This window comes from Shewanella schlegeliana (genome assembly GCF_016765635.1).
Taxonomy (GTDB): Bacteria; Pseudomonadota; Gammaproteobacteria; order Enterobacterales; family Shewanellaceae; genus Shewanella; species Shewanella schlegeliana.
The window spans coordinates 56,476-80,027 of record NZ_JAESVD010000010.1; the positions used below are offsets into that span (position 1 = coordinate 56,476).

Sequence of the window (23,552 nt, forward strand, 5' to 3'; positions counted from 1 at the left end):
TTCTAGCAGGCAACATGTTGGCGTCCTCGTAGGTACGCAGTACCGTTCTAGAAGCGAACTTGAGAGCGCTCTATATTTAGAGGAATATTTCTCCCATTTATCCTCAAAGCTTGAGCCAGTTCTATTTTTGATGAACGGAAGATGTTTTAGCTGAATTATCATTGAATTAATCTTTTTCTCCATAGACTAAGTCAGCACAAGATATTGAGATTGATGGGGAACAAATCGTGCAACGTAGACAGTTTATAAAAGGGGCTTCGCTGATGTTGGCCGCGGGTGTTATCGCACCAAGGACACAGGCAAAGTCGACAACAGACTCCTCGCCGTTCCAAGCAGGAAAATATCGAATACTGGCATTGGTATTCGATGATTACGAAACCTTAGATCTGCATGGTCCAGTAGAGATGTTAGGCCATATGCCCAATGCGGAGATCAAGCTGGTGGCAGCCAAAGAGATAGTAAAAAGCTACCAAGGGCCGCGTGTGGTCGCCGATTGCCTAACAGCCGATACCTATGAGTGCGATCTGTTGTTAATTCCAGGTGGGTTAGGGACTCGTACATTAGTGAGCGATACGGCATTGCGCCAATGGCTAATTAAGCAGGTTGCTCGCAGCCAAAACGTGTTTACCGTCTGTACAGGCACTGCGCTGCTGGCTATGACCTCAGTCCTTAATGGGCGCAAAGCCACCACCAATAAAATGGCTTTCGAGTGGGTGACATCACTGAACGATAACCCACAATGGCAGCCCAAAGCGCGTTGGGTATACGATGGTAAGTTTTTAACGTCATCTGGGGTGTCAGCAGGTACCGATGCGGCGCTGTTTTGGGTTAAACACTTGCATGGTGAGCAGGAAGCGAGGCGGATTGAAACTTTAACCGAGTACAGCTGGAATCAAGATGCCAGTAACGATCCCTATGCCGTGGTTCATAAATAGCCGTCTTTTACTCGTTTGTTGTAAAAGAGTTTTATAAGTAAATCATCTAGCCTTATCCAATTAAGCTATTAATTAGTAATAAAGGATCTTGGCGGCTTTTAGCTTGAGCACCAATAATAGTGATTCATTTAACTTGCCTAAGAGGGGAGATTACATTGAATAACTGGTTAATATTATTGTGTTGCGCAGTGTTAATTGCAGCCTCTTTACTGACTAGCGGCCTCACACGTGCCTTAATAGATTTAGGTGCGTTTAGTTGCTTACTTGGCTTATTGGTTTGGCGTCATAGCACTCGAGAGTGTAATAGATAGCGCAATAAAGAGCACAATAGAACACCGCAATAAAAAACAGCGCCTTTAAAGAGCGCTGCTTTTCATCTTCTAATTATCTTCTTAATGCGAGCAAAGCTAGTTAAGCAATAAAATATACGCTAGTGAACTACTACCAATCGCAATCCATAGCAATACTCCTGATTATAAAAAGATGGTTTAGGGCCGGTTGCTTTCATCTTCTGAATGCGAGCAAAGCTAGTTAAGCAGTAAAATATACGCTAGTGAACTACTACCAATCGCAATCCATAGCAATACTCCTAAAACAAGTGGTTTAGGACCAGTGGCTTTCATTCTTTGGATGGTGATGCCTGCGCCAATCAAGAACAGACATACAACTAATAAGCGTTTTGACACCTCAAATATCGCCCCATAGACCACTTCGCCTGCGGGTAACCAGTGGGCTATGGCGATGGCTAAACAGTAGAAGCCGATAAAGTAAGGAATCGCAATCTTATTCTTATCACCTTTAAATAGCATGGCGCTAATAAGGGCGATAGGAATGATCCACAATGCGCGTGCAAGCTTAATGGTCGTGGCAGTGGTTAAGGCTTCATTACCGTAAGCCGAGGCTGCGCCAACTACCGACGAGGTGTCGTGGATAGCTATTGCGCTCCAGACACCGAAATCATGCTGACTCATAGACAGTGCATGACCAATGGCGGGGAACAGGAACAGTGCCACAGAGTTAAGGATAAATACTGTGGCCAATGCGATAGCAGTTTGTTCGCTATTGGCTTTAATCGCAGGTGATACTGCTGCGATGGCGCTACCGCCACAAATTGCCGTGCCAGAGGCGATAAGGTGGCCAGTTTTATGGTCCATCTTTAGCAATCGAGTCAGGGCAAAGCCTAAAATCAGAGTGAAAATGATTGAGCCAAGGATCAGTGGCAGGTTCTCTAGACTGATACTTAGGGCGGCATCTAACTGAATGCCAAAACCGAGTCCCACGATTGAGTAGGCGAGTAGCTTTTTAGTCAAGGCACCAAGGTGTACCTGATTAGGTGCCCAACCTATGCTGGCAAGCGTAAAACCCAAGATCAGTGCGACAGGTGAAGACACTATCGGCATAAGGCACAGCATGCCTACTAAGATAAATACAGCTAGATGGATTTTGTTTGGGCTTTCGTTGGTCATGGGATTAATAATTAACGGCTACTGGTCAGCCGTTAATTATAGCTGTAGGCTAAATTTTAATAAATTAAATACACTTTACTGTTAGCTTCAGGAAAACTTAATCTTGGTTGTAGGAAAGGCAAAGAAAGGTTCTAGGGAAAGCTAAGGCGAGGGCGTGACTGCGTCACTTCGAGAAAAGGCAAAGAAAGGTTCTAGGTCCTAGGAAAAGAAAGGTCCTAGGAAAAGAAAGGTCCTAGGGAAAGCCGAGACGGTAAAGCACAAGCACAAGCAAAGAAGTTCCAGAGCCTGCTTTTGAGGTGCTTTAACGCTTTTCCTAGCAGGTGCGTAGCACCGACCTCGCAGTGAGCTTGCGAACGTCCTAGGACCTATCTTCTGATAACAAAAAAGCCGCTTAAAGCGGCTTTTTGTTATATAAATTCGAAGAATTTATTTAGCAGTGCTGTGCATGCCTTCCCAAACAATTTGACGGTAACGGTCTGGGTTAGTGTCGCCTTCAGTGCTGAAAAGCATGATAACCGCATCTTGGTCTAGACCTAGCTGAGCGCGGTACTCGCTGTACTCTTCGCGGCTAGCTAGCATGTATAGTAGGCCTAGGTTTAGTGCACCTGACTCACCGCTAACAATCTTAGTGTCGCCAGCTAGTGGGTTACCAAGAATACGCATACCAGTAGCCGTCACTTCGTCTTCAACTGATGCGAAGAAGCTGCTGCACTGCTTTAGGATTGGCCAAGTCACAGGGTTAGGCTCGCCACATGCAAGACCTGCCATGATTGAGTTTAACTCGCCAGTTACCGCAACCATTTCACCTTTGATGCCAGAGTTGTAGATACAATCTGCTTTAGCAGGCTCAGCAATAATGGTCTTGAAGTTGTTCGCGCCAACTTTATCGGCGAAGTAACCTAATAGGCCGCCAGCCATTGCACCAACACCCGCTTGTAGCATTAGGTGAGTTGGCTTAAGACCCATAGCTTCAACTTGCTCTTGCGCTTCAACAGCCATAGTCATATAGCCTTGCGAGATCCAAGTTGGGATCTTGTCGTAACCTTCCCAAGCTGTATCTTGTACTAGCATCCAACCGTTTTCTGTCGCAGTTTGGTTAGCGATACGTACTGTGTCATCGTAGTTACAGTCAGTAACGATACACTCTGCACCAAGATTCTTAATGCGAGTCACGCTTGCTTGCGAAGAGCCTTTTGGCATGTAAACCACAGCCTTTTGACCCATTTCACGTGCAGCCCAAGCTACACCTGTACCGTGGTTACCGGCTGTTGCTGTAGCGAAAACTAATGGTGCGCTTAGTTTAGCGGCAACCGTTTTCATATCAATTTCGCTAATATCAACATTTAAGTGCTCAGCAAGTTGCTTACCTAATGCGTAAGAACCACCAAGAACTTTAAATGCGTTTAGACCGAAACGGTAAGATTCGTCTTTAACCAGAATCGCTTTAACGCCTAAGCGCGCCGCAAGCTGCTCTAAAGAGATCAGCGGTGTTGGCTGGTAAGCTTCGATCTGCTGGTGGAATTGACGAGTTTGTTCAGCGACCTGAGCTGTAAATAGATCAGAGGTCTCGCCGTTAAAGAAATCATTTTGAGTCAGCTTTAGCATAGTAACCACTATAAATTTTGAACTGGGGGGCAGCTGTCCATTTAACCCATATTGGCAAATGGACAGTCAGACTTACTTAAATAGGCCGTTAAAAACCTAAATTTAAGTTATTTGATGAAAGCGATCGCTTCAACTTCAACTAGTGCGTCTTTTGGAAGACGAGCAGCTTGTACACATGAACGAGCTGGTGCAGCTTCAGTACCGAAAACTTCAGTGTAAACTTCGTTAAAAGCAACGAAATCTTCCATGTTTGCAAGGAAACAAGTGGTCTTAAGTACAGTGTCTGTACCCGCGCCAGCTTGCTCTAGAACAGCTTTAAGGTTCTTAAGGGATTGGTAAGCTTGCTCTTTAATTCCACCTTCTACGAAAGCCATAGTTGCTGGGTCTAGTGGTAGCTGACCAGAGGTGAATACTAATTTGTCAAAAGCAAGAGCTTGAGAGTATGGACCAATTGCAGCTGGAGCATTTTCAGTATGGATTACAGTTTTCATAGCTTAGTTATCTCTGATAATTAGGATTTAAATTCACGGATGTACTTGTACACCGCATGCTTGGTAATACTTAAATGATTAGCAACTATGTTAGTTGCTTCTTTCAATTCAAAGATGCCGTTATCAAACAACACCTTAGTAATCGCTTTGTTGCGGCCTTTCAGGTTAACGCTGTCGTCAGCATCGACCTCTATTACCGCGTGGTTTAGCGCCTGCTCAACCACATCTCCAGCTGATGCGCTGAAGTTTTCAGTCATATCGAAACTGTGATGCTGTGATGTATCTGGCATCAGAGTCTTGATGATCTCTGGGAACGGGTGCGACAAGTTCATGTTGACGCAGAACATACCGATAGGTTTGCCATTCTCACCCATAATAATGCAGGTGCTCGACTTCAACATCTCGCCACCTTTGTTATTACTGAAGTAACTCTTAGGGGTAACTTCGCCGCTTTGCTCATAAAGACGTAACATCTTTAAGCCCAAATCAGTGATGGGTGAACCCACCTTACGACCGGTATGGTGGCCATTAACAATCTTAACTACCGATTGCTCAAAGCTCTCTAATGAATGAATAACGACTTCGCAGTGAGGTCCTATTAGATCGGCCATGCTTTCGGCTAAATGGAAATAGCCTTGCAATAGCTGACGATCCCTAGGTGTAAATTCCGTTTTGTATGCCTGTTCTGCCGCTTTGATCATTTCAGATTACTTTTGTGAACTATAGATGCGTTTATTGTCAACTTTTTAGCTCGCCAATTCAACCCTAAAATTAACTTTATGTAACTATGGGACGTTTTTTTGGGCTTTTGCGCAAGTTAAATTTAACTATGGTTCATTTTATTTGACTTTGATCATGAAATTTCAGTTTGGCGACTCATCTTGAGTTAACAGATTTTGACTATGAGATATGCGTCACATTTTTAAATTCAGCAAACAGTATGATGCGCCACAAGTTAACGATAGTTGACTAAAACAGGTTTCCGGTCACTTTAGTGACCTTTTGGCAAATAGGCCAGTTGTGTGGGATGTGGAGAAAAAAATGAAAAGCATATTACAGCGTGGATTTACAACAGCTGAATTTGAAATGCGTGCAACTAAAGCTCAGCAAAAGATGCGTGAGCTAGAAGTCGACGCGATTCTGTTAACTACCGAGCCTAACGTGCGTTACTTTTCAGGTTTCCACACCCAGTTCTGGCACAGCCCGACTCGTCCATGGTTCCTAATCCTACCTGCAGAAGGCAAGCCAATCGCAGTTATTCCTGAGATCGGTGCAAGCGGCATGGCGGGTACTTGGGTTGAAGATATCCACACTTGGGCTTCACCACGTCCAGATGACGACGGTATCAGCATCGTAGCTAGCGTGCTTAACAGTCTACCTTCACGCTTTGGCCGTGTGGGTGCAACGCTAGGTATCGAGTCTCACCTACGTATGCCAGTAGCTAACTACCTACAGTTAACGACTCTAATAAACAAAGAGTTCGTTGACGTTTCTCTAGCTGTTCATGAACTTCGTCAAGTTAAGTCTGAAGCTGAGATTGAGAAAGTACGTGAAATCTGTCGTATCACTAACGTGGGCTTCGACAAGATCCCAGGTTACGCAAAAGCGGGTATGACAGAGCGTGAAATTTGTAAGCAGTTCGGTATCGACATGCTTATGGAAGGTGCTGATGAATGTCCATACATCATCGCAGGTTCAGGCCAAGACGGTTACGACAGCATCATCATGGGTCCAACTGACCGCGTGATTGAAGATGGTGACGTTTTGATCATCGACACCGGTGCGGTACGTGATGGTTACTTCTCTGACTTCGACCGTAACTGGGCATTTGGCCACGCAAGTGAGCAAACTAAAGCTGCTTACCGCGCAACTTATGATGCGACTACTGCAGGTTTTGACGCTGCGCGTCCAGGCAACACCACTTCTGACATCTACAACGCAATGTGGAAAGTATTAGAAGCTAACGGTGCACTAGGTAACGACGTGGGTCGTCTAGGTCACGGTCTAGGTATGGAGCTAACTGAGCGTCCATCTAACACCGCAACTGACAACACTCTATTAGTACCAGGCATGGTAATGACTCTAGAGCCTGGCATGGTTTACGCACCAGGTAAGTCTATGGTTCACGAAGAAAACATCGTGATCACCGAGAATGGTGCAGAGTGGTTAAGCAAGCGCGCTGAACCAGAACTACTGATTATCAAATAACTTTATATAGCCATTGATTTCCCTGGAGGGGACTGGGGAAATCATTACTGAAGAGCATCTCATTATGATGAGTTTTGAAGCCTTTACATCGTTTGAACAGCCGCTTGAGCACAAGCAGGCACCAAGAATTAATCGCGTACACATTGGTCTAGTGCAATTAAGCACAGACCACAGTCTAGAAATGGACTGGGCAAAGTTACTCGGTACCCAAGCTGGCGTATTTAGCTCACGCGTATATTACTCAAGCGAAATGACACCTGAAGCACTCGATCAAATCGCCAACGGCATCGTTGAAGCGTCTGATTTAATTGCAACAGGTCTGCCAATGGATGTGATGGCATTTGGTTGCACATCAGCTTCAATCATTATCGGTGAAGAAAAAGTTGCCTCACTACTAACTCAAAACCGTGGTGACATTCCAGCAACGAACCCATGGACAGCGGCTAAAGCATCATTCAAGCACTTAAATGCGAAGAAGATTGCAGTATTTTCTCCATACCCAACTAGCGTTAACTACCCGCTATATCAGCAATTAACTGATGCAGATTTTGACGTAGTGACTTTAGGTTCATTAGGTATCGAGCGCGATACCGATATCACTCTAGTGGCTAAAGAATCAATGTTCGCAGCACTTGAGCAGATGCTTAAAGATTCAGACGCAGAATTAGTGTTTATGTCATGCACTAACCTACGCGTACTCGATTATATCGAAGAGATCGAAGCTAAATTCGGCATTCCAGTTGTATGCAGTAACTCTGCAATGTTCTGGCATGCAATGCACCTGACTGGCAACGTGGCAATGTGCCCAGGCTACGGCAAACTACTTAATAATCAAACAGCTTAAGCTGTTGACTACCAAACATAAATTGTTGGGAAATATAATAATGTCTAATACACAGAAAGGTTGGTTGGCTGCTATTTTCGTTGGTCTATTGTGGGGTATCCCGTGGATCGTTGGTACACCAATTCTTGAGGTGATGGATCCTCAAGTACTAGTATGGTTACGCTATACCGTTGCATTTATTACACTAGGTTTGATTTTCAACATCGGTCTTGCGTCTGGCAAGATGAAAAAGAAAACAGATTTTAAGCTTAACTGGGAAAACCGTAATGATATCTTCTGGGCAGCGTGCTGCGGTATCATTGGTCAAGGCTCTTTCAGCTTCCTATCATTCCTATCTTTGGATTATATTACCGCCTCTGAAAACGGCGTGATCCAAGGTTTGATCCCAATCCTTATCCTAAGTGTTGGTTTCCTACGCCACGGTGAGCGTTTCACTGTAATGCAAATCATGTGTGCGCTAGGTGCTTTCCTAGGTGTGGCAATTCTAGTTATGGACCCACAGTCTGAAACTAACGGCTTCAACATCGGTCACCTGATCTGTTTCGGCTCTGCAGCAAGCTTTGCATGTATGGCTTACGCTCGTGCCAAACTAGCAGACAAGTACGGTTCAGTTGCAACTATGTTCCACCAGTTTGTATTCGCATCACTAGGTTTTGGTCTGTACCTGTTCGTTGTTGGCGCTGATTTCAGCTCTGCATTGAACGTATTCAGCTCACCACTACGTATCCTATGTATCGTAATCTTAGGTGTGTGTATCTCTGGTATGAGCTACCTAGTTTACATCTACGGTATGGAGCGTGTAGGTGTTGACGGTACTGGTATGGCACTAAACTTAATGCCACTGTCTTCATTCATCCTAGCGGTATTTGCACTAGGTGAGCAGGTAACACCGATGCGTCTAATTGCTATCGCAGTGGTTATTACCTCGATGATTGCCTTCATGAAACTAGGCAACAAGAACAAGGCGAAAGTAGAGCAGGTTGAGCCAGAGTTACAGGCGATTCCTAAGCCATGCCGCAGCCAGTAACTGATTAACTCAGTTAGCAAATTAAATAAATTTTTATCACCGGTGACCTAGTCACCGGTTCTTGTTAGAAGAGAAAAGCATATGAATATCGAGCAGAAAGTTATTGAATGGCGTCACCACATTCACCAGCACCCAGAGTTTGGTACCCAAGAGCACGAGACCGCAGCATTTGTGGCAAGCAAACTAGAAGAGTTTGGCATTGAAGTGCATACAGGGATCGGCGGCACTGGCGTTGTGGGTATTTTAAAGTGTGGTGACAGCGAGCGTTCAATTGGTCTACGTGCTGATATGGATGCGCTACATATTCATGAAGAAAACACTTTCGATTACGCATCAGTAAACGAAGGCGCAATGCATGCTTGTGGTCACGATGGTCACACAGCAATGCTATTGGCTGCAGCTCACGAGCTAGCACAAACTAAGAACTTCGACGGTACGGTTTACTTCATCTTCCAACCAGATGAAGAGCGTGGCACTGGCGCTAAAGCGATGATCGCTGATGGTCTATTTACCCGTTGGAATATCGACGCTGTTTACGCGATGCACAACCTACCGGGGATCCCAGCAGGTCACTTTGTGACCCGTCCACACTCAATCATGGCAAGTGAAAGTAGCTTCGAAATCGAAGTACTAGCAACGGGCGGCCACGCAGCTATGCCACACATGGGTACCGATCCTATCGTTGTTGGCGCACAGATCGTTACTGCTATTCAAACGATTGTATCGCGTAACCTAAGCGCGATTGACGAAACTGCGGTTATCTCGGTAACTGAATTTGCCACTAACGGTACAGTGAACGTTATCCCGACTAAAGTGACTATTACTGGTGATACCCGTAGCTTTACCGATGGTGCATTGCACAAGATTGAAAAAGCGCTTGAGCGTGTAGTTGCTGGTCAGTGTATGTCTGCAGGTGTTGATTACACATACAAGTTCAATAACAGCTTCCTATCGACTATCAACACTCCTGCTGAAGCGGCATATGCGGTTCGTGCTGCGCAGACAGTCGTTGGCGAAGATAAAGTTAACGGTAGCTGTCAGCCATTTACCATCAGTGAAGACTTCTCGTTCATGCTACGTGAAGCGCCTGGTTGTTACATCCTAGTGGGTAACGGCGATGGCTGTGGTTGTGGTAGCGTAGCGCTACACAAGCCAACTTATGACTTCAATGACAATATCTTGGTTCCAGGTTTGAAATACTGGCAGACGCTTGTTGAACAGTGTTTGGCTAAATAGTTCGTTTTAAACTATTTGCTATATATAGCAGTGTTTAGATTAAGGCTATGAGCTTAGGTTCATAGCCTTTTTTGTTACCGTTTGCTCGGTGGAAGCAATCAAACTTCGTTTGATAATTTTATCAGGCTGTGCCTGACCAAAGTCGTGGCGCTTCGCCCACACCCGAGCAAGGAGGACTGCTCGTCCTTATCCTCCTTGCATCCACCATGACGCCCCGACGAAGTTACATGCATTAGATACGGACCTCATACTCCGATAAAAATCGCCTAACTGCTCAGATGGGACATCTAATGTGAATGGATTCACAAATGCCGCGATAGCATGGATGCTAATGAGCGGTCATGTCCCGCTGAGCCTGAACCATCATCCATGATGGCTCTACGGCACTCTTGAAGGTAAAGAGTTATCTGCGTACTTCGGCAACTTCGATGGGGATTGGTGTTTTTTGTAATCTCTGAGTTGATGTTGGTTTCACTCTTTCTATGGCTAACGCTGAAAGCTAGGAATTGTGCATTTCGAAACCCGTGTAGATACGGCTTAGGCCTTCGAAAACAAGGATGTTTTCGCAGAGCGGTCAGGGATGACGAAAAGCGTGTCTAAGAAGTGTCTACACATACGCCGGCTGCAGGCCATTAGCTGCATCAGATGCAGACAGCCAAATCTGAGGTAATTAGATACAGCAAGCACAAGCAGTTAAGTAGCTTTGCTTAAATCGATAGTGCATGCAAATATCGTTGCTATTTCACATCAGCCCAATAGGGAACTGGGAAATGTCATTATGATGTGGGGAGCATCATTGACCATGCGAGCACGACATTCGGACATCCTGTCCAGCACTGGCTGGCTGCAGGCCGTTGGAAGCATCGATGCTTGAAGCTGGGCTTAAAGACCATCTAAGGTTCCACCATTTGACCTAGAAATGGAGTCTTACTCCATTAGCTTAAGCTGACTCTTACCGTACACGCTGGCAAACGGTATTGCCTCTTGGGGGGCTGAGGGTGAACTCATTCTCGCAGCCTCTGCCAATAAAGGTACAACCCCTTTTATGAATAACATTCCTAAGTAGCTTTTAGCTGGGGGTTAGGCTGTGTAACCCCTGTTGTGCCTTTCTTTTACGTAATTGCTTATCCAGCAAGGTGCTCGCTATAAATATACCGAACGTGGGTAAAATCCAGCTGGCATTGTAGTGATACAGAGGTAGATGGTTTGCAAAATATTCGCTCAAGGATTCGGGCATTAGCCCCACTATTTTTGCAGCATCAATTGATCCGCCTATGACGGAAACACAGAGCGTTGCTGTCCAAACTTGATAGTTTGTCTGTCGTTGATGGAAATACACCGCCAAACCGACAACACAGATGGTGATTGGATGTAAAATGACGACGAGAGGTAGGGTTATAGAGATTAATGTATCTAAGCCAACATTAGCAATAATCGTACTGACTGCCACTATGGTTATCGCGGCGGGTTGATAAGCGATAAATTTGAAGTTTTCACTAAAAAAGCTAGCGCTAGCGCAGGTTAGGCCTACGGCAGTGGTTAAACATGCCAGTGCCATAATGGCTCCTAGGCATAACATTCCTGGCGTACCATAAATCCAATGCATATAGTCAGATAATAGCTCTCCGCCATTGCTCACTTTGCCCGCATAGTTAGCGCCAATCCATGCCATAGCGATATAGACTAAACACATCACAGTGCCGTAAACCAGAGTGACGCGAACCATGGTCTTGGTTAGTGATACTTGGCCTGTGCTATTTTGATTGATTACATTGATGACTAGCCAGCCAAAGCCGATAGCACCAAGTACGTCCATGGTCATATACCCGTCAGCAAGCCCAGCTGCAAAGGCAAATTCTTGATACTTAACCGCTGTGCTACCTGAGGCTCCATGAGGGTAGGCAATGACACTGCAAACAGTAAATAGAATAAGCAGTAATATGGTTGGGGTAAGTAATTTACCTACTCGGCTCATTATCTGAGCGGGCTTTAATGCAAAGAATAGGGTTAACACTGCGAAGATAAGCGTGGCGAGCAGTAGTCCTGAATCTGCGAAGAAAGGCTTGCCAGTAAATTCGTATGCCACAGTGAAAGTTCTCGGCATATTAAACAGTGGCCCGATAGTTAAAAACAGGGTGCTCCAAAACGCCAGGTGTGCCCATCGCGGTAATTTAGCTGTGATGGCATCGCTTCCACCTAGCCAGGATATTGCAATTAAGGTTAATACAGGCATTCCTACGGAGGTGAGCAAAAATCCCGACAACGCCTGATAAAACTCCTCGCCAGCACCATGGCCTAGCATCGGAGGGAAAATAATATTTCCAGCCCCCAGGAAGAGTGCAAATGTCATAAAACCAATATAAAGGATTTGCTGTTTTGGCACATTTAGCTCCGATATAACAAGATAAGCTGAAAGATGAGTTTGAAGAGGGTAATAAACCTGACTTCACTAAGCATCATTAGGAGCTGTAGTGCACAGTTATATAGAGACGTAGATTGCTGAAATGACCGTATTATCCAAAGCTAATTGTTATTAATACCGACTATTAACCGCTTTGAGGATTATTCTTCAATCCTGAACTTAGCCGATTAGCCTTACTATCTTCCATTTTTATCAGTCTGTTACTCCATTAGCTTAAGCTGACTCTTACCGTACTCGGAGGCAAAGAGCATGGCCTCTTGTGGGCTGAGGGTGAATTCGTTTTCGCAGCCGCTGCCGTTGGGTGTTTCCCAAAGTTCTATGCCTTTTGAGCTGAGAGTCAGATAGAAATAACCTGAGCCGTCTGAGTTATCGCAATCCTCAAAAACTTCCATATCGGCAAACAACTTTTCACGCAGGGCTGGTGGCAGTTGATGGCGCATCTCATCTATATCAGCCCCTTCAATAAACCATTGCCATGGATTGAATGGTTTGCCATCGCTAAGGTTGAAGCTGGTGAATGTGCGGTTGATGCCTCCGGCGCCGTAGCCTGCAGCCCAGCGGTAAAACTTCACGCTTAACCAGTGCTGATTGATAAAGCTTGGTTCTGCTCCGGTTTCATCTGTGATGGGTAAGCCGACTTGCGCTAGCATTCTTCGGCGTGTCTCGAAGGTTTCTGCAAGCAGGGTATCACTGGTTAACTTCTGCTTAAGCCATTGGTTAATAACAGTTATGCCAGCGTGATCGCCTTTAAATTCTAAGCCGATTTCTGTGCCATAGCTCAGTTGGCGGTAGCTTATTTGGTGAGAGTTAGCTTGGTGGGAGTCAGTATCTTCAAAATGCTGCCATTTTCCGCGACTCAATTTTGGCGCAGTTTCTAGCGGCTGGTTGTAGGCATTGCTGCTGCAATCATTTATGCCGTCAGAGCTGATTTGACGTTCAAGCATGATGGCTAATGACTTATCTGAAGCCGACGGCTCTTTATTGAACCCTTCTTTATTAAACCAAAGCCCAATCAGTTGCTGCTCGTTGACGTTATCAAATTGCCAATAACCTGTACTGTTTTCCTCTTGCCAGTGACTATCGACTTGTTCGAGTCTGATCGGGGTTAAGTAACGCTGATAGTAGTAGCTGCCTGTGCCGTATTCGTTAAAGCAGACGCGGATTTTACTTTTGCCTAAGGTGCCTTGCCAGATCCCGCTTAAGTCATTGGCAGCAAATACAGGTAGAGCAATGCTTGAAAGCAGTAACAGGCTGGAAACTAAAATGCTAGGTAACATTCGAATGTACATAGAGTCTGTCTCTAAAAAATGACTGAAAAGGGCAAAGGTGACCGATAGAAAGGCCAATATTTTAGGCGGCAACACTAGCGGATTAGTGATTCAAAATCAAAGCGTTCAGTTGTAGATGAAGTCGAGATCTCCATCTTTAATCGCAAGTATATTTCTTTGGGTAGTTTTTGATTTTTATTTAAGCATTGGTTATTGTTGATAGGTTGACACGTTGTTTTAACACAATCCGCTTATATCATTGATGATTAAAGGTTTAATTATGAGCCATCAGGAAGGTAAATCATATCTCGCCCTCACTCTGGCGACACTGGCGTTTGCTGCATGTTTTTCTGTTTGGACTCTATATTCAATTCTGGGGATTGAGCTACAGCGTCAGTTGAATCTGAGTTCGACTGAGTTTGGTTTGTTACTGGCTGCGCCCATTTTTACCGGGGCGATCTTTCGTATACCGATAGGTTTTTTGGCAGAGAAAGTCTCTTGTCGGTCGCTGTTTTTCTGGCAAATGCTCTCGGTTGTCCCTCCACTTTTCTATCTTCCCTATGTCGAAACATTTTCCGGTTATATCACCTTGGGGTTCTTAATCGGTATTAGCGGTGTCTCTTTCACCATAGGTATCCGCTACGTTACCGATTGGTTCGAAACCAAGCACCAAGGTTTTGCGCTAGGGGTGTTCGGCGCCGGTAATGCCGGAGCGGCTATCACCTTGGTACTGGTACCTCTGGTGGTGGAGTTTTATGGCTGGAAAACTATCGGTACTGTGTATGGATTCGGAATGATATTTATGGCTATCCTGTTCCGCCTATTTGCTCCAGAAGTTAATGCCTTTTATAAGAATAAGCAGCAAACGAAGAGTTTTGAGTTCTATTGGGAGCCATTAAAGCAGCTGCAGGTATGGCGCTTTGGACTTTATTACTATTTTGTTTTTGGTAGCTTTCTGGCCTTGCTGCTTTGGTTGCCACAATATTATGTATCGGCATACGGCTTATCTTTGACTCAATCCTTAGCGCTGACTCTGCTGTTTGTTACTAGCTCCAGTATTGTGCGTGCAGTGGGAGGTTGGTTTGCCGACACTTTTGGTGCTCGTACGGTTAACTGGAGTGCCTTTTGGATCTGCATGGTATGCCTGTTTTTCTTGAGCTACCCTCCAACAACCATGACGGTTCACGGCGTTGAAAAAGATGTCACCGTCGCCTTTGAAGTGAATGTCTGGCTATTTACTCTGCTGATCGTGATCATCGGTTTAGCACAGGGATTTGGTCGAGCCAGTATCTACAAGACAATATATGACTATTACCCACACCATATGGGAAGTGTTGGCGGCGTAGTTGCTGCTGTGGGGGCTCTGGGAGGCTGTACGCTTCCGATTTTATTTGGTCTGGCTGTCGACGTGATTGGCGTATATAGCGCCTGCTTTATGCTGCTGTATGGCGTGTTAGCTCTGTGTATGGTGGTGATGTACTTTGCTATTAGGGCGGAGCGGGAGCAGAAACTGCTTAAGGAAGCGATTGCGAACAATTTCTTAGAAAAGGATTAGGCTTACTCTAAGAAAGCGATGGCTCCTAGCGCTGCATACCTAGGCTCATTGATGTCGTCGCTCTATAGCAGAGTGCTTCATTACTAGGCGAATAAGCGACTAGAGGAGTAAGCCATTAGAGAGCGATGACCAACTCCGATTTTTGACCTTAGTTTGGACTGCTAAACTTGATTAGCCAGTAGGTTATGAATCACTGGCTAATCTTATTCTCTACGGCCCAAAGCACCACTTCAACTCGGCTCTTCAGTGCCAGCTTTTTCAGTAGATTTTTAACATGCACTTTCACCGTGGAGTCGGTGATCCCCAGTTTATTGGCGATCTCCTTGTTACTTTTTCCTGAGGCGATAAGCTTAACTATCTGCAGTTCACGTTGGGTCAGCTCTTCAAGTTGTGAGACTTTCTTACTGCCACTTCTGAGTGATTGTGCGAGGATTTGGGTCAGTGGCGAGCTGATAACGAACTCCCCTTGGAGGGCGAGGTGAATCTTTTCAATTAGCTCTTCGGGCTCGGAGTCTTTTAATAGATAGCCATCGGTATTGAACTTTATGGCTTGCAGTACGTCGCTCTCGTTATCTGAGACGGTAAAAATAACGACTTTACTTTTTACCTGAGCATTCTTGAGTGAGATAAGGGTGTCGATGCCACTGAGCCCTCTCATGTTGAGATCCAGCAGTATGATATCTGGCTCATATTGCACGGCGAGGCTGATGGCCTCTTCACCGGAACTTGCCTGAGCGACGACATCCAAACTGTCCTCTAGAGACATAAGTTGCGCGAGCCCTTGGCGTAGGGCTGGGTGGTCATCAACCAGCAGTATTTTGGCTATAGGCATCTTATTTTTTCTTATCCTTTATCCGCTATTCTAATTCTCGAACGTAATTGAAATCATAGTGCCCGAAGGTAAGTGATCTTTTAGGTGCATTTGCCCCTTCAGAGAGCTCACTCTCTCTCTCATGATCCCCAAGCCAAAGTGGCCTTGAGTTTGAAGCGTAGCTGGTAAGCCTGTGCCATTATCCCATATATCGAGCTGAATTAATTCCCCTTTTGGCGATAATCTGACCCATGCCTCGGAGGCCTTGGCATGACGGTGAATATTCGACAACCCCTCTCTGATGATCTGCAGTAGATGAATTTCTTGGTTAGCAGATAAACAGTGTTGTGGCAGGTCGTAGCTGAAGTGTATCGGGTGTTGGCACTTCTGGGTGAATTCGGCAATCGTGCCCTGTAGAGCACTTTCTATAGAGGGGTCATCCAGTTTGAGCCTGAAGGTGGTTAATAGCTCTCGCAGTTGCAGATAAGCTTTATTGAGACCGTTCTTGATCTCGACTATAGTTTCTTCAATTTGTTCTTCGGGGAGTTTCTTCTCCATTTTACGGGTTAGCAGGCTCATTTGGACTTTTAAAAATGACAAGGATTGCGCTAATGAATCATGCAGTTCTCTGGCAATAATGGCGCGCTCTTCCGATATGAGAAGTCTATTTTCTGCATTTTTTTGATGCCCTAATTCAATCGCGGTTGCAACAATATCGGCCATTGCTTGAATTAACTGTTTCTGCCACTCCTCAACGACTTGATCCTCTGGCACCTCCCAAATGATATCGCCAAAGACCTTGTTGTGCTTCTCTAGAGAAAATTGGTAACTATATTTGTAATTGGAGGGGTGGCCGGATTCTCCTGCCTGAAACACGACTAGATTATCGATATGTTTATGGATCAATCTTATCTTTATAGAGCCAATACCGATAAGGACTTGCATATCTTGAATAATAACCGATTTAACTCGGTCATAGTCTTGATTCGATAGCAGTCTTGCAGCCTTGTAAAGCACTTCTAGAGATTCATTGCTGCGGGTTAGCTCGCGGGTTTTTTCTGCCACTATCTGTTCATAGTCTTGATAGGTATAAGCCAACTGACTCGACATCCGCTTGATGGTTTTGGCCAGCAAGCCAAGCTCATTATCTGCTTTAAACTCAATCGGTGCGCTGAAGTTCCCCTTTCCCGCCTCTTCGGCTACATGTACTAGGTTCTTTAATGGCGCGACAAGTAATTGATTTATCTTTATGAGAGCGATTGTACTGATTACCAGAATAAGCAATACGGCGATACTTTGAATTAACCTTAATAGACTTAGCTTTCTCTCTGATTCAAGTTGAATTAGGTGGACCAGCTTATCGAGCTTATTGGTGAAGCGGTCGTAATCCTGAGGCTTTACTGTCTTGTGTCTTGAATTTAACTGTTCCCACAGCGAGACAATATTTTGATATTGGCTCTCAATCTCAGGGGTGTTGAAGCTGGTTCCAAAGGTTGTGCGCTTTAGCTTGAATAGCTTGGTTTCAAAAGCCTTTTTCTCCTCTCTTATTAAGCTCTTCGAGGCTCCTGCTTCTAAAAGTTGAGCACGGGATATACGGATTACCTGCATCCTCAGTGAGCCCGTATTGTTTATTAATTCGGCTCCCCCCGCTAACTTTTCGGTTACCAAAATTGAAAAAATCATACTCATCAGAGCGAGAGCGATGATTGTAGCCATGTATAAACCAGCGGTCGCGACTAATGATGAAGATACGTTGTGGTTACCTTCCGATTGAGCCAAATGTAAGTCTTTTACGTTATCGGGATCAGCCATTTTCCGCTGCCTTTTATTATGTGATTTTTGTATTAGGGCGCTAACTACTACCAAATAGTTGCTTTGGTAAATCTGTTATAGGAAAAAAACGATTTTTCACTATAAACGTTATTAATACAGCTAGATACATACAATTTCGAACTAATACCTAGGTGGTAGTTTGAGTGTGATCGCTGTCTTTTTACTTGCGTAAATATGATCTAGGTCAAATTCCTTTTGAGCGCGAATGCTAACCTCTTCGCAAGTTCGTGTTAACGATAAGTAAGTAAACATCAGCAAGATGTTTCAAATATACATAAAAAGAAACTGATTATCCTGCCAAATATGAGCAACTGGCTAGCTTAATTAAGTGATTAAACGATTGGAGAAACCAATGTCCGATATAGATAAATGGAATGTCGAGGATCCCAAATTTTGGGACGGAGAGGGGAAAAAAATCGCCAACAGAAATCTTTGGATATCAATCCCAAGTTTACTTTGCGGTTTTGCGGTTTGGCTTTACTGGGGAATTATTACTATCCAGATGTTGAATCTGGGTTTCCCATATGCAACATCTGAACTGTTTACCTTGATGGCTATTGCTGGCTTAACTGGTGCAACATTACGAATTCCAAGTAGCTTTTTTATTCGTTTATGTGGTGGCAGAAATACCATCGTCTTTACCACCGCATTATTAATGATCCCGGCTATAGGCACGGGTATTGCCTTGCAGGATAAGAATACACCGTTATGGGTGTTCCAGTGTCTTGCTTTACTGTCAGGTTTAGGTGGCGGTAACTTCGCCTCTTCAATGTCAAATATCAGTTTCTTCTTCCCTAAGAAGCAGCAGGGATTGGCGCTTGGATTAAATGCAGGTCTAGGTAACTTTGGTGTAACCACCATGCAGATCTTAGTTCCTCTAGTTATGACATTTGGCATCTTCGGCGGAGAGCCGATGGAGTTGGTGAATACTTCAGGAACCCTAATCGGCAAGATCCCAGCGGGCTCAGATGCTTGGATTCAAAATGCGGGTTATGTTTGGCTGCTGTTTTTGATTCCGTTAGCCTTGGTTGGCTGGTTTGGTATGAATAATATCAAGGCTGCGCATGTCACACCGGGATTACCTAGTCCAGTAGGTTCTTTCGGCATTATTTCTGGCATGTTAGCTATCGGTTTCCTTACTTCTATCCTTGGCTTGTGGTTGATGCTACCGGAAAAGGTAGGTGGCTCAGGGCTAGAGTTGAGCAAGTGGATCGTACTGCCAATTGTGATCGCTCTGACCGTATTCCTGCTTAAGCTTATTCCTGGTCAGGTTAAGGAAAACTTAACCCGTCAATACAAAATATTCGGCAATACCCACACTTGGGTGATGAGTATTATCTACACCATGACCTTTGGCTCTTTTATCGGGTTTTCTGCAGGCTTTGGTCTATCAATCAAAGTTATCTTCGGATATCAACATGTGATGGTCGATGGTGTGATGAGCCACGATATCATTAACCCTAACGGCCCAAGTGCATTGATGTACGCATGGATGGGGCCTTTCATCGGTGCGCTTATTCGTCCAGTTGGTGGTTGGATTGCAGATAAGTTCGGCGGTGCAAAAGTGACGCAGATCTGTGCGGTTGTCATGGTGGCCAGTGCGGTAGGTGTAGCCTATTTCATGAAGGCTGCATACGCCTCAGAAACTCCGCAAGAGTTCTTCGTTCCATTCCTTGTGTTGTTCCTAGTGTTGTTTGCTGCAACAGGTATTGGTAACGGTTCGACTTTCAGAACTATCTCTATGGTATTCGATAAAGAGCAGGCGGGTCCGGTTCTTGGTTGGACATCAGCAGTTGCTGCTTACGGCGCATTCATTATCCCTAAGGTTCTAGGTGAGCAGATTAAGCTTACAACTCCTGAAAATGCGTTGTACGGCTTCGCTGTTTTCTATGGACTATGCATCGTAATTAACTGGTGGTTCTACCTGCGCCCAGGGGCAGAGCACAAGAATCCATAATGGCTTTGTAGTTTTCTAAGCTACGTCAATCCTAGCCAAGGAACGCAAAATATAACAATGAGAAGTGGATGATTTCGACAAGATTTCATCCACTCAAATGCGAAAATGGAGTATTGAGATGAGTAATTTTCTTGACCGCTTACAGTTTTTCAAAAAGAAAACTGGCGAGTTCAGTGATGGTCATGGCGACATAACCAATGAGAGTCGTGAGTGGGAAAACAGCTATCGTCAGCGCTGGCAGCATGACAAGGTTGTACGTTCAACTCACGGCGTAAACTGTACTGGTTCCTGTTCATGGAAGATCTATGTAAAAAATGGCCTTGTAACTTGGGAAACCCAACAAACAGACTATCCGCGTACACGCCCGGATCTGCCTAACCACGAGCCTCGTGGTTGTCCTCGTGGTGCAAGCTACTCTTGGTACCTATACAGTGCTAACCGCCTTAAGTATCCAAAGGTTCGTAAGCCACTGTTAAAGTTATGGCGCCAGGCTCGCCTAAATCAAGATCCAGTTGATGCATGGGCATCGATTGTTGAAGATAAGGCTAAAACAGATTCATACAAGTCAAAGCGTGGTATGGGCGGGTTCGTTCGTTCTAGCTGGGACGAAGTGAATGAGATTATTGCTGCTGCTAACGTCTATACCACTAAAACCTTTGGTCCCGACCGCGTTATCGGTTTCTCACCAATTCCTGCCATGTCTATGGTTTCTTATGCAGCGGGTGCTCGTTACCTGTCGCTTATCGGTGGTGTGTGTCTCAGTTTTTATGATTGGTATTGCGATCTACCACCATCGTCTCCAATGACTTGGGGTGAGCAAACCGACGTTCCAGAGTCTGCCGATTGGTATAACTCAAACTATATTATCGCTTGGGGTTCTAACGTACCTCAAACACGTACACCTGATGCTCACTTCTTAACAGAGGTTCGCTATAAGGGTGCGAAAACAGTTTCAATCACACCTGATTATGCTGAAGTTTCAAAGCTTACCGATGAGTGGTTAAACCCTAAGCAGGGTACCGATGCCGCATTAGGTATGGCATTTGGTCACGTTATCTTGCGTGAATTCCACCTCGATAAGCCGAGTGAGTACTTCACTAACTACGTACGTCAATACACCGACTTCCCTATGCTGGTTGTACTTGAGAAGCATGATGATGCCTCACTTAAGTCGACTCGTTTCCTACGTGCATCCGATCTTGCCGACAACTTAGGTCAGGATAACAACCCTGAGTGGAAGACGATTGCTATCGATGAGAATTCAGACGAGTTTGTCTCGCCCACGGGTTCTATCGGCTATCGCTGGGGTGAAAAAGGTAAGTGGAACATTCAGCCAAGAGAAGGTAAGGCAGGTAAAGAAACCAAGCTACAACTCTCTTTGATTGGTGGTGATGTCTCTCCAGTATCATTCCCTCACTTTGCTGGTGACGATGCCAACAAGCACTGGGTCTCTTGTGATCAAGAGCAGGTACAGGTTCGTAACGTACCAAGTAAGAAGATCACGACCGCCGATGGTGAAGAGCTCATCGTCGCAACGGTATATGACTTGATGATGGCCAACTACGGTCTTGACCGTGGATTAGGCGGTGAAAACGTGGCTTCTAGCTACGATCAAGATATTCCAGGTACTCCAGCATGGCAGGAGAAAATCACCGGTGTATCTCGTGACAAGGTGATCAAGGTTGCCCGTGAATTTGCTGATACAGCAGATAAGACTCACGGTAAGTCGATGATTATCGTTGGCGCGGCGATGAACCACTGGTACCACATGGATATGAACTACCGTGGTCTTATCAACATGGTAATGATGTGTGGTTGTGTTGGTCAGTCTGGTGGTGGTTGGTCACACTATGTTGGTCAGGAAAAACTTCGTCCTCAAACGGGCTGGCAGCCGCTTGCATTCGGTCTAGATTGGGCGCGTCCACCACGTCAAATGAACAGTACCTCTTTCTTCTACAACCACTCTTCTCAGTGGCGTCATGAGAAGGTGAGTGTACATGAGGTGTTATCGCCATTAGCCGATAAGTCTCAGTTCCCAGAGCATATGCTTGATTACAACATCAAGGCAGAACGCTTAGGTTGGTTGCCATCGGCACCTCAGCTAAACAGAAACCCACTGCAACTGACTAAAGATGCAGAAGCCGCTGGCATGTCTCCAAAAGATTATGCAGTTCAGCAGCTTAAATCAGGCGAGCTTAAGTTTGCTTGTGAGGCACCTGATGCGCCTGAGAACTTCCCTCGTAACATGTTTATCTGGCGTTCTAACTTATTAGGCTCTTCAGGAAAGGGTCACGAGTACATGCTTAAGTACCTACTCGGAACTAAGAATGGCGTGATGAACGATGATCTTGGTAAGCGTGGTGGATTTAAGCCTGAAGAGGTTGAGTGGGTTGATGAAGGGGCTACCGGTAAGCTAGACCTAGTGACGACGCTCGATTTCCGTATGTCTTCGACCTGTATGTACTCAGACATTCTTCTTCCAACTGCATGTTGGTATGAAAAAGACGACCTGAACACTTCAGATATGCACCCATTCATCCACCCGCTATCTACGGCGGTTGACCCAGCTTGGGAAGCAAGATCTGACTTTGAAATCTATAAGGGGATTGCAAAAGCATTCTCTGAGGTCTGTGTTGGACACTTAGATAAAGAGACTGACTTTGTCACAGTACCAATGCTTCACGACACTCCTGGTGAGCTTGCTCAACCATTTGATGTTAAAGATTGGAAGAAAGGCGAATGTGACCTTATCCCAGGCATGACTGCACCGAATATGGTCGTAGTTGAGCGTGACTACCCAAGTACTTACAAGAAGTTCACCTCATTTGGCCCAGCGCTAGATAAGTTAGGTAACGGTGGTAAGGGCATCAACTGGAATACCGATGATGAGATCATGTTGCTAGGCGATCTTAACCATCGCAACACAGATGAAGGTGTCAGCGAAGGTCGTCCAATTATCGAGACTGCTATCGATGCTGCGGAAACCATCTTAACGTTAGCGCCAGAAACGAACGGTGCGGTAGCGGTTAAAGCATGGGCTGCACTCAGCGAGTTTACCGGTATCGACCACACTCACCTTGCTAAGCCTAAGCAGGAGGAGAAGATCCGTTTCCGTGATGTGCAGGCACAGCCACGTAAGATTATCTCTTCACCGACTTGGTCAGGCCTTGAAGATGAGCATGTGAGTTACACCGCAGGCTATACCAACGTGCATGAGCAGATCCCATGGAGAACCATTACGGGTCGTCAGCAGTTCTATCAAGATCACAAGTGGATGCAGGCGTTTGGTGAGCAGTTTGTCTCTTATCGTCCGCCTATCAACACTAGAACGATCGATGTTGTTAAGGGCACTAAGCAAAACGGTAATAAAGAGATTGTGCTTAACTGGATCACGCCGCACCAGAAGTGGGGTATTCACAGTACTTACTCTGACAACTTGTTGATGCTGACTCTTTCACGTGGTGGCCCCATCATCTGGATGAGTGAAGTTGATGCTAAAGATGCGGGCATTGAGGATAACGATTGGGTTGAAGTATTCAACGCTAACGGTGCTATCGCTTGTCGTGCTGTGGTATCGCAGCGTGTCATGCAAGGTATGACCATGATGTATCACGCTCAAGAGCGTATCGTTAACGTACCTGGTAGTGAGATGACGGGGACCCGTGGTGGTCACCATAACTCAGTTACTCGTATTGTGATGAAACCAACGCATATGATTGGTGGTTATGCCCAGCAGTCTTGGGGCTTCAACTATTACGGTACCGTGGGTTGTAACCGTGATGAGATGGTTGTGATTAGAAAGATGGATAAAGTTGATTGGTTAGAGGGTTCTAATACCGATGACCTACCGCGTCCATTGCCAACCAATCCAGATGAAGCTTAAGGAGTAGAACC

General features: G+C 45.3%; 17 protein-coding genes. 8 read left to right on the forward strand and 9 right to left on the reverse strand.

The features are described 5' to 3' along the window. Positions 1-227: 227 nt before the first annotated feature. A complete protein-coding gene (locus JMA39_RS16485; RefSeq protein ID WP_202722953.1) occupies positions 228-935 on the forward strand; it encodes a DJ-1/PfpI family protein in 708 nt (235 codons plus the stop codon). A gap of 527 nt (positions 936-1,462) precedes the next feature. Here the strand turns inward: JMA39_RS16485 and JMA39_RS16490 are convergent. The 4 genes from JMA39_RS16490 to JMA39_RS16505 form a co-directional block, all read right to left on the reverse strand. Next, positions 1,463-2,401, reverse strand: a complete 939-nt coding sequence (locus tag JMA39_RS16490; RefSeq protein ID WP_202722954.1) for a YeiH family protein — start codon at positions 2,399-2,401, stop codon at positions 1,463-1,465. 426 nt (positions 2,402-2,827) lie between these two features. Beyond that, on the reverse strand, positions 2,828-4,006 hold the full coding sequence (locus tag JMA39_RS16495; RefSeq protein ID WP_202722955.1) for a diaminopropionate ammonia-lyase: 1,179 nt from the start codon (positions 4,004-4,006) through the stop codon (positions 2,828-2,830). Between the two features lie 107 nt (positions 4,007-4,113). Beyond that, positions 4,114-4,497, reverse strand: coding sequence for a RidA family protein (locus JMA39_RS16500; RefSeq protein WP_202722956.1), 384 nt, complete (start codon positions 4,495-4,497; stop codon positions 4,114-4,116). Positions 4,498-4,517: 20 nt separating this feature from the next. Beyond that, positions 4,518-5,198 carry a helix-turn-helix transcriptional regulator gene (locus JMA39_RS16505; protein ID WP_202722957.1) on the reverse strand — a complete coding sequence of 227 codons (681 nt, stop codon included), beginning with the start codon at positions 5,196-5,198 and terminating at the stop codon, positions 4,518-4,520. 340 nt (positions 5,199-5,538) lie between these two features. Here JMA39_RS16505 and JMA39_RS16510 point away from each other — a divergent pair, with 340 nt between their 5' ends. The 4 genes from JMA39_RS16510 to JMA39_RS16525 all read left to right on the forward strand — a co-directional run bounded on the left by JMA39_RS16510 (position 5,539) and on the right by JMA39_RS16525 (position 9,812). After that, on the forward strand, positions 5,539-6,705 hold the full coding sequence (locus JMA39_RS16510) for a M24 family metallopeptidase (protein WP_202722958.1): 1,167 nt from the start codon (positions 5,539-5,541) through the stop codon (positions 6,703-6,705). Positions 6,706-6,769: 64 nt separating this feature from the next. After that, entirely contained in the window at positions 6,770-7,549 is a 780-nt protein-coding gene (locus tag JMA39_RS16515) for a maleate cis-trans isomerase family protein (protein WP_202722959.1), read from the forward strand. A 40-nt stretch (positions 7,550-7,589) separates the two neighbouring features. Next, positions 7,590-8,576 (forward strand): DMT family transporter, encoded by a 987-nt coding sequence (locus JMA39_RS16520; RefSeq protein ID WP_202722960.1) that lies wholly within the window; start codon positions 7,590-7,592, stop codon positions 8,574-8,576. Positions 8,577-8,657: 81 nt separating this feature from the next. Continuing rightward, positions 8,658-9,812 (forward strand): M20 aminoacylase family protein, encoded by a 1,155-nt coding sequence (locus JMA39_RS16525; protein WP_202722961.1) that lies wholly within the window; start codon positions 8,658-8,660, stop codon positions 9,810-9,812. A 927-nt stretch (positions 9,813-10,739) separates the two neighbouring features. On the opposite strand, the gene JMA39_RS21355 is transcribed toward JMA39_RS16525, so the two are convergent. The 3 genes from JMA39_RS21355 to JMA39_RS16535 form a co-directional block, all read right to left on the reverse strand. Continuing rightward, the gene (locus tag JMA39_RS21355; RefSeq protein ID WP_269154455.1) at positions 10,740-10,868 is read right to left on the reverse strand and encodes a hypothetical protein; all 129 of its coding nucleotides are present in this window, start codon (positions 10,866-10,868) and stop codon (positions 10,740-10,742) included. Between the two features lie 13 nt (positions 10,869-10,881). Continuing rightward, on the reverse strand, positions 10,882-12,195 hold the full coding sequence (gene brnQ / locus JMA39_RS16530; RefSeq protein ID WP_202722962.1) for a branched-chain amino acid transport system II carrier protein: 1,314 nt from the start codon (positions 12,193-12,195) through the stop codon (positions 10,882-10,884). 239 nt (positions 12,196-12,434) lie between these two features. Beyond that, complete coding sequence (locus JMA39_RS16535; RefSeq protein ID WP_202722963.1) at positions 12,435-13,523, reverse strand: hypothetical protein; 1,089 nt, start codon at positions 13,521-13,523, stop codon at positions 12,435-12,437. 259 nt (positions 13,524-13,782) lie between these two features. On the opposite strand from JMA39_RS16535, the gene JMA39_RS16540 reads away from it, so the two are divergent. Continuing rightward, on the forward strand, positions 13,783-15,057 hold the full coding sequence (locus JMA39_RS16540) for an MFS transporter (RefSeq protein ID WP_202722964.1): 1,275 nt from the start codon (positions 13,783-13,785) through the stop codon (positions 15,055-15,057). A gap of 190 nt (positions 15,058-15,247) precedes the next feature. Here JMA39_RS16540 and narL read toward each other — a convergent pair whose 3' ends face one another. Both narL and JMA39_RS16550 read right to left on the reverse strand, forming a co-directional pair. Next, positions 15,248-15,889 carry a two-component system response regulator NarL gene (narL, locus tag JMA39_RS16545; protein WP_202722965.1) on the reverse strand — a complete coding sequence of 214 codons (642 nt, stop codon included), beginning with the start codon at positions 15,887-15,889 and terminating at the stop codon, positions 15,248-15,250. Between the two features lie 30 nt (positions 15,890-15,919). Then, positions 15,920-17,680 carry a histidine kinase gene (locus JMA39_RS16550; protein WP_202722966.1) on the reverse strand — a complete coding sequence of 587 codons (1,761 nt, stop codon included), beginning with the start codon at positions 17,678-17,680 and terminating at the stop codon, positions 15,920-15,922. Positions 17,681-18,053: 373 nt separating this feature from the next. Between JMA39_RS16550 and JMA39_RS16555 the strand changes: the two genes are divergently transcribed. After that, the gene (locus tag JMA39_RS16555; protein WP_202722967.1) at positions 18,054-19,658 is read left to right on the forward strand and encodes an MFS transporter; all 1,605 of its coding nucleotides are present in this window, start codon (positions 18,054-18,056) and stop codon (positions 19,656-19,658) included. 118 nt (positions 19,659-19,776) lie between these two features. Next, positions 19,777-23,541, forward strand: coding sequence for a nitrate reductase subunit alpha (locus JMA39_RS16560; protein ID WP_202722968.1), 3,765 nt, complete (start codon positions 19,777-19,779; stop codon positions 23,539-23,541). The last annotated feature ends 11 nt before the right edge of the window (positions 23,542-23,552 follow it).

What these genes read in the sequence shown, in the direction of transcription:
- JMA39_RS16510 (WP_202722958.1), top strand. Translation starts at nt 5,539, where the DNA reads ATGAAAAGCATATTACAGCGTGGATTTACAACAGCTGAATTTGAAATG.
- JMA39_RS16540 (WP_202722964.1), top strand. Translation starts at nt 13,783, where the DNA reads ATGAGCCATCAGGAAGGTAAATCATATCTCGCCCTCACTCTGGCGACA.
- JMA39_RS16505 (WP_202722957.1), bottom strand. Translation starts at nt 5,198, where the DNA reads ATGATCAAAGCGGCAGAACAGGCATACAAAACGGAATTTACACCTAGG.
- JMA39_RS16495 (WP_202722955.1), bottom strand. Translation starts at nt 4,006, where the DNA reads ATGCTAAAGCTGACTCAAAATGATTTCTTTAACGGCGAGACCTCTGAT.
- JMA39_RS16550 (WP_202722966.1), bottom strand. Translation starts at nt 17,680, where the DNA reads ATGGCTGATCCCGATAACGTAAAAGACTTACATTTGGCTCAATCGGAA.
- JMA39_RS16555 (WP_202722967.1), top strand. Translation starts at nt 18,054, where the DNA reads ATGTCCGATATAGATAAATGGAATGTCGAGGATCCCAAATTTTGGGAC.
- JMA39_RS16520 (WP_202722960.1), top strand. Translation starts at nt 7,590, where the DNA reads ATGTCTAATACACAGAAAGGTTGGTTGGCTGCTATTTTCGTTGGTCTA.
- JMA39_RS16560 (WP_202722968.1), top strand. Translation starts at nt 19,777, where the DNA reads ATGAGTAATTTTCTTGACCGCTTACAGTTTTTCAAAAAGAAAACTGGC.
- JMA39_RS16490 (WP_202722954.1), bottom strand. Translation starts at nt 2,401, where the DNA reads ATGACCAACGAAAGCCCAAACAAAATCCATCTAGCTGTATTTATCTTA.
- JMA39_RS16525 (WP_202722961.1), top strand. Translation starts at nt 8,658, where the DNA reads ATGAATATCGAGCAGAAAGTTATTGAATGGCGTCACCACATTCACCAG.
- JMA39_RS16535 (WP_202722963.1), bottom strand. Translation starts at nt 13,523, where the DNA reads ATGTACATTCGAATGTTACCTAGCATTTTAGTTTCCAGCCTGTTACTG.
- JMA39_RS16515 (WP_202722959.1), top strand. Translation starts at nt 6,770, where the DNA reads ATGATGAGTTTTGAAGCCTTTACATCGTTTGAACAGCCGCTTGAGCAC.
- JMA39_RS16500 (WP_202722956.1), bottom strand. Translation starts at nt 4,497, where the DNA reads ATGAAAACTGTAATCCATACTGAAAATGCTCCAGCTGCAATTGGTCCA.
- JMA39_RS21355 (WP_269154455.1), bottom strand. Translation starts at nt 10,868, where the DNA reads ATGTTATTCATAAAAGGGGTTGTACCTTTATTGGCAGAGGCTGCGAGA.
- narL (WP_202722965.1), bottom strand. Translation starts at nt 15,889, where the DNA reads ATGCCTATAGCCAAAATACTGCTGGTTGATGACCACCCAGCCCTACGC.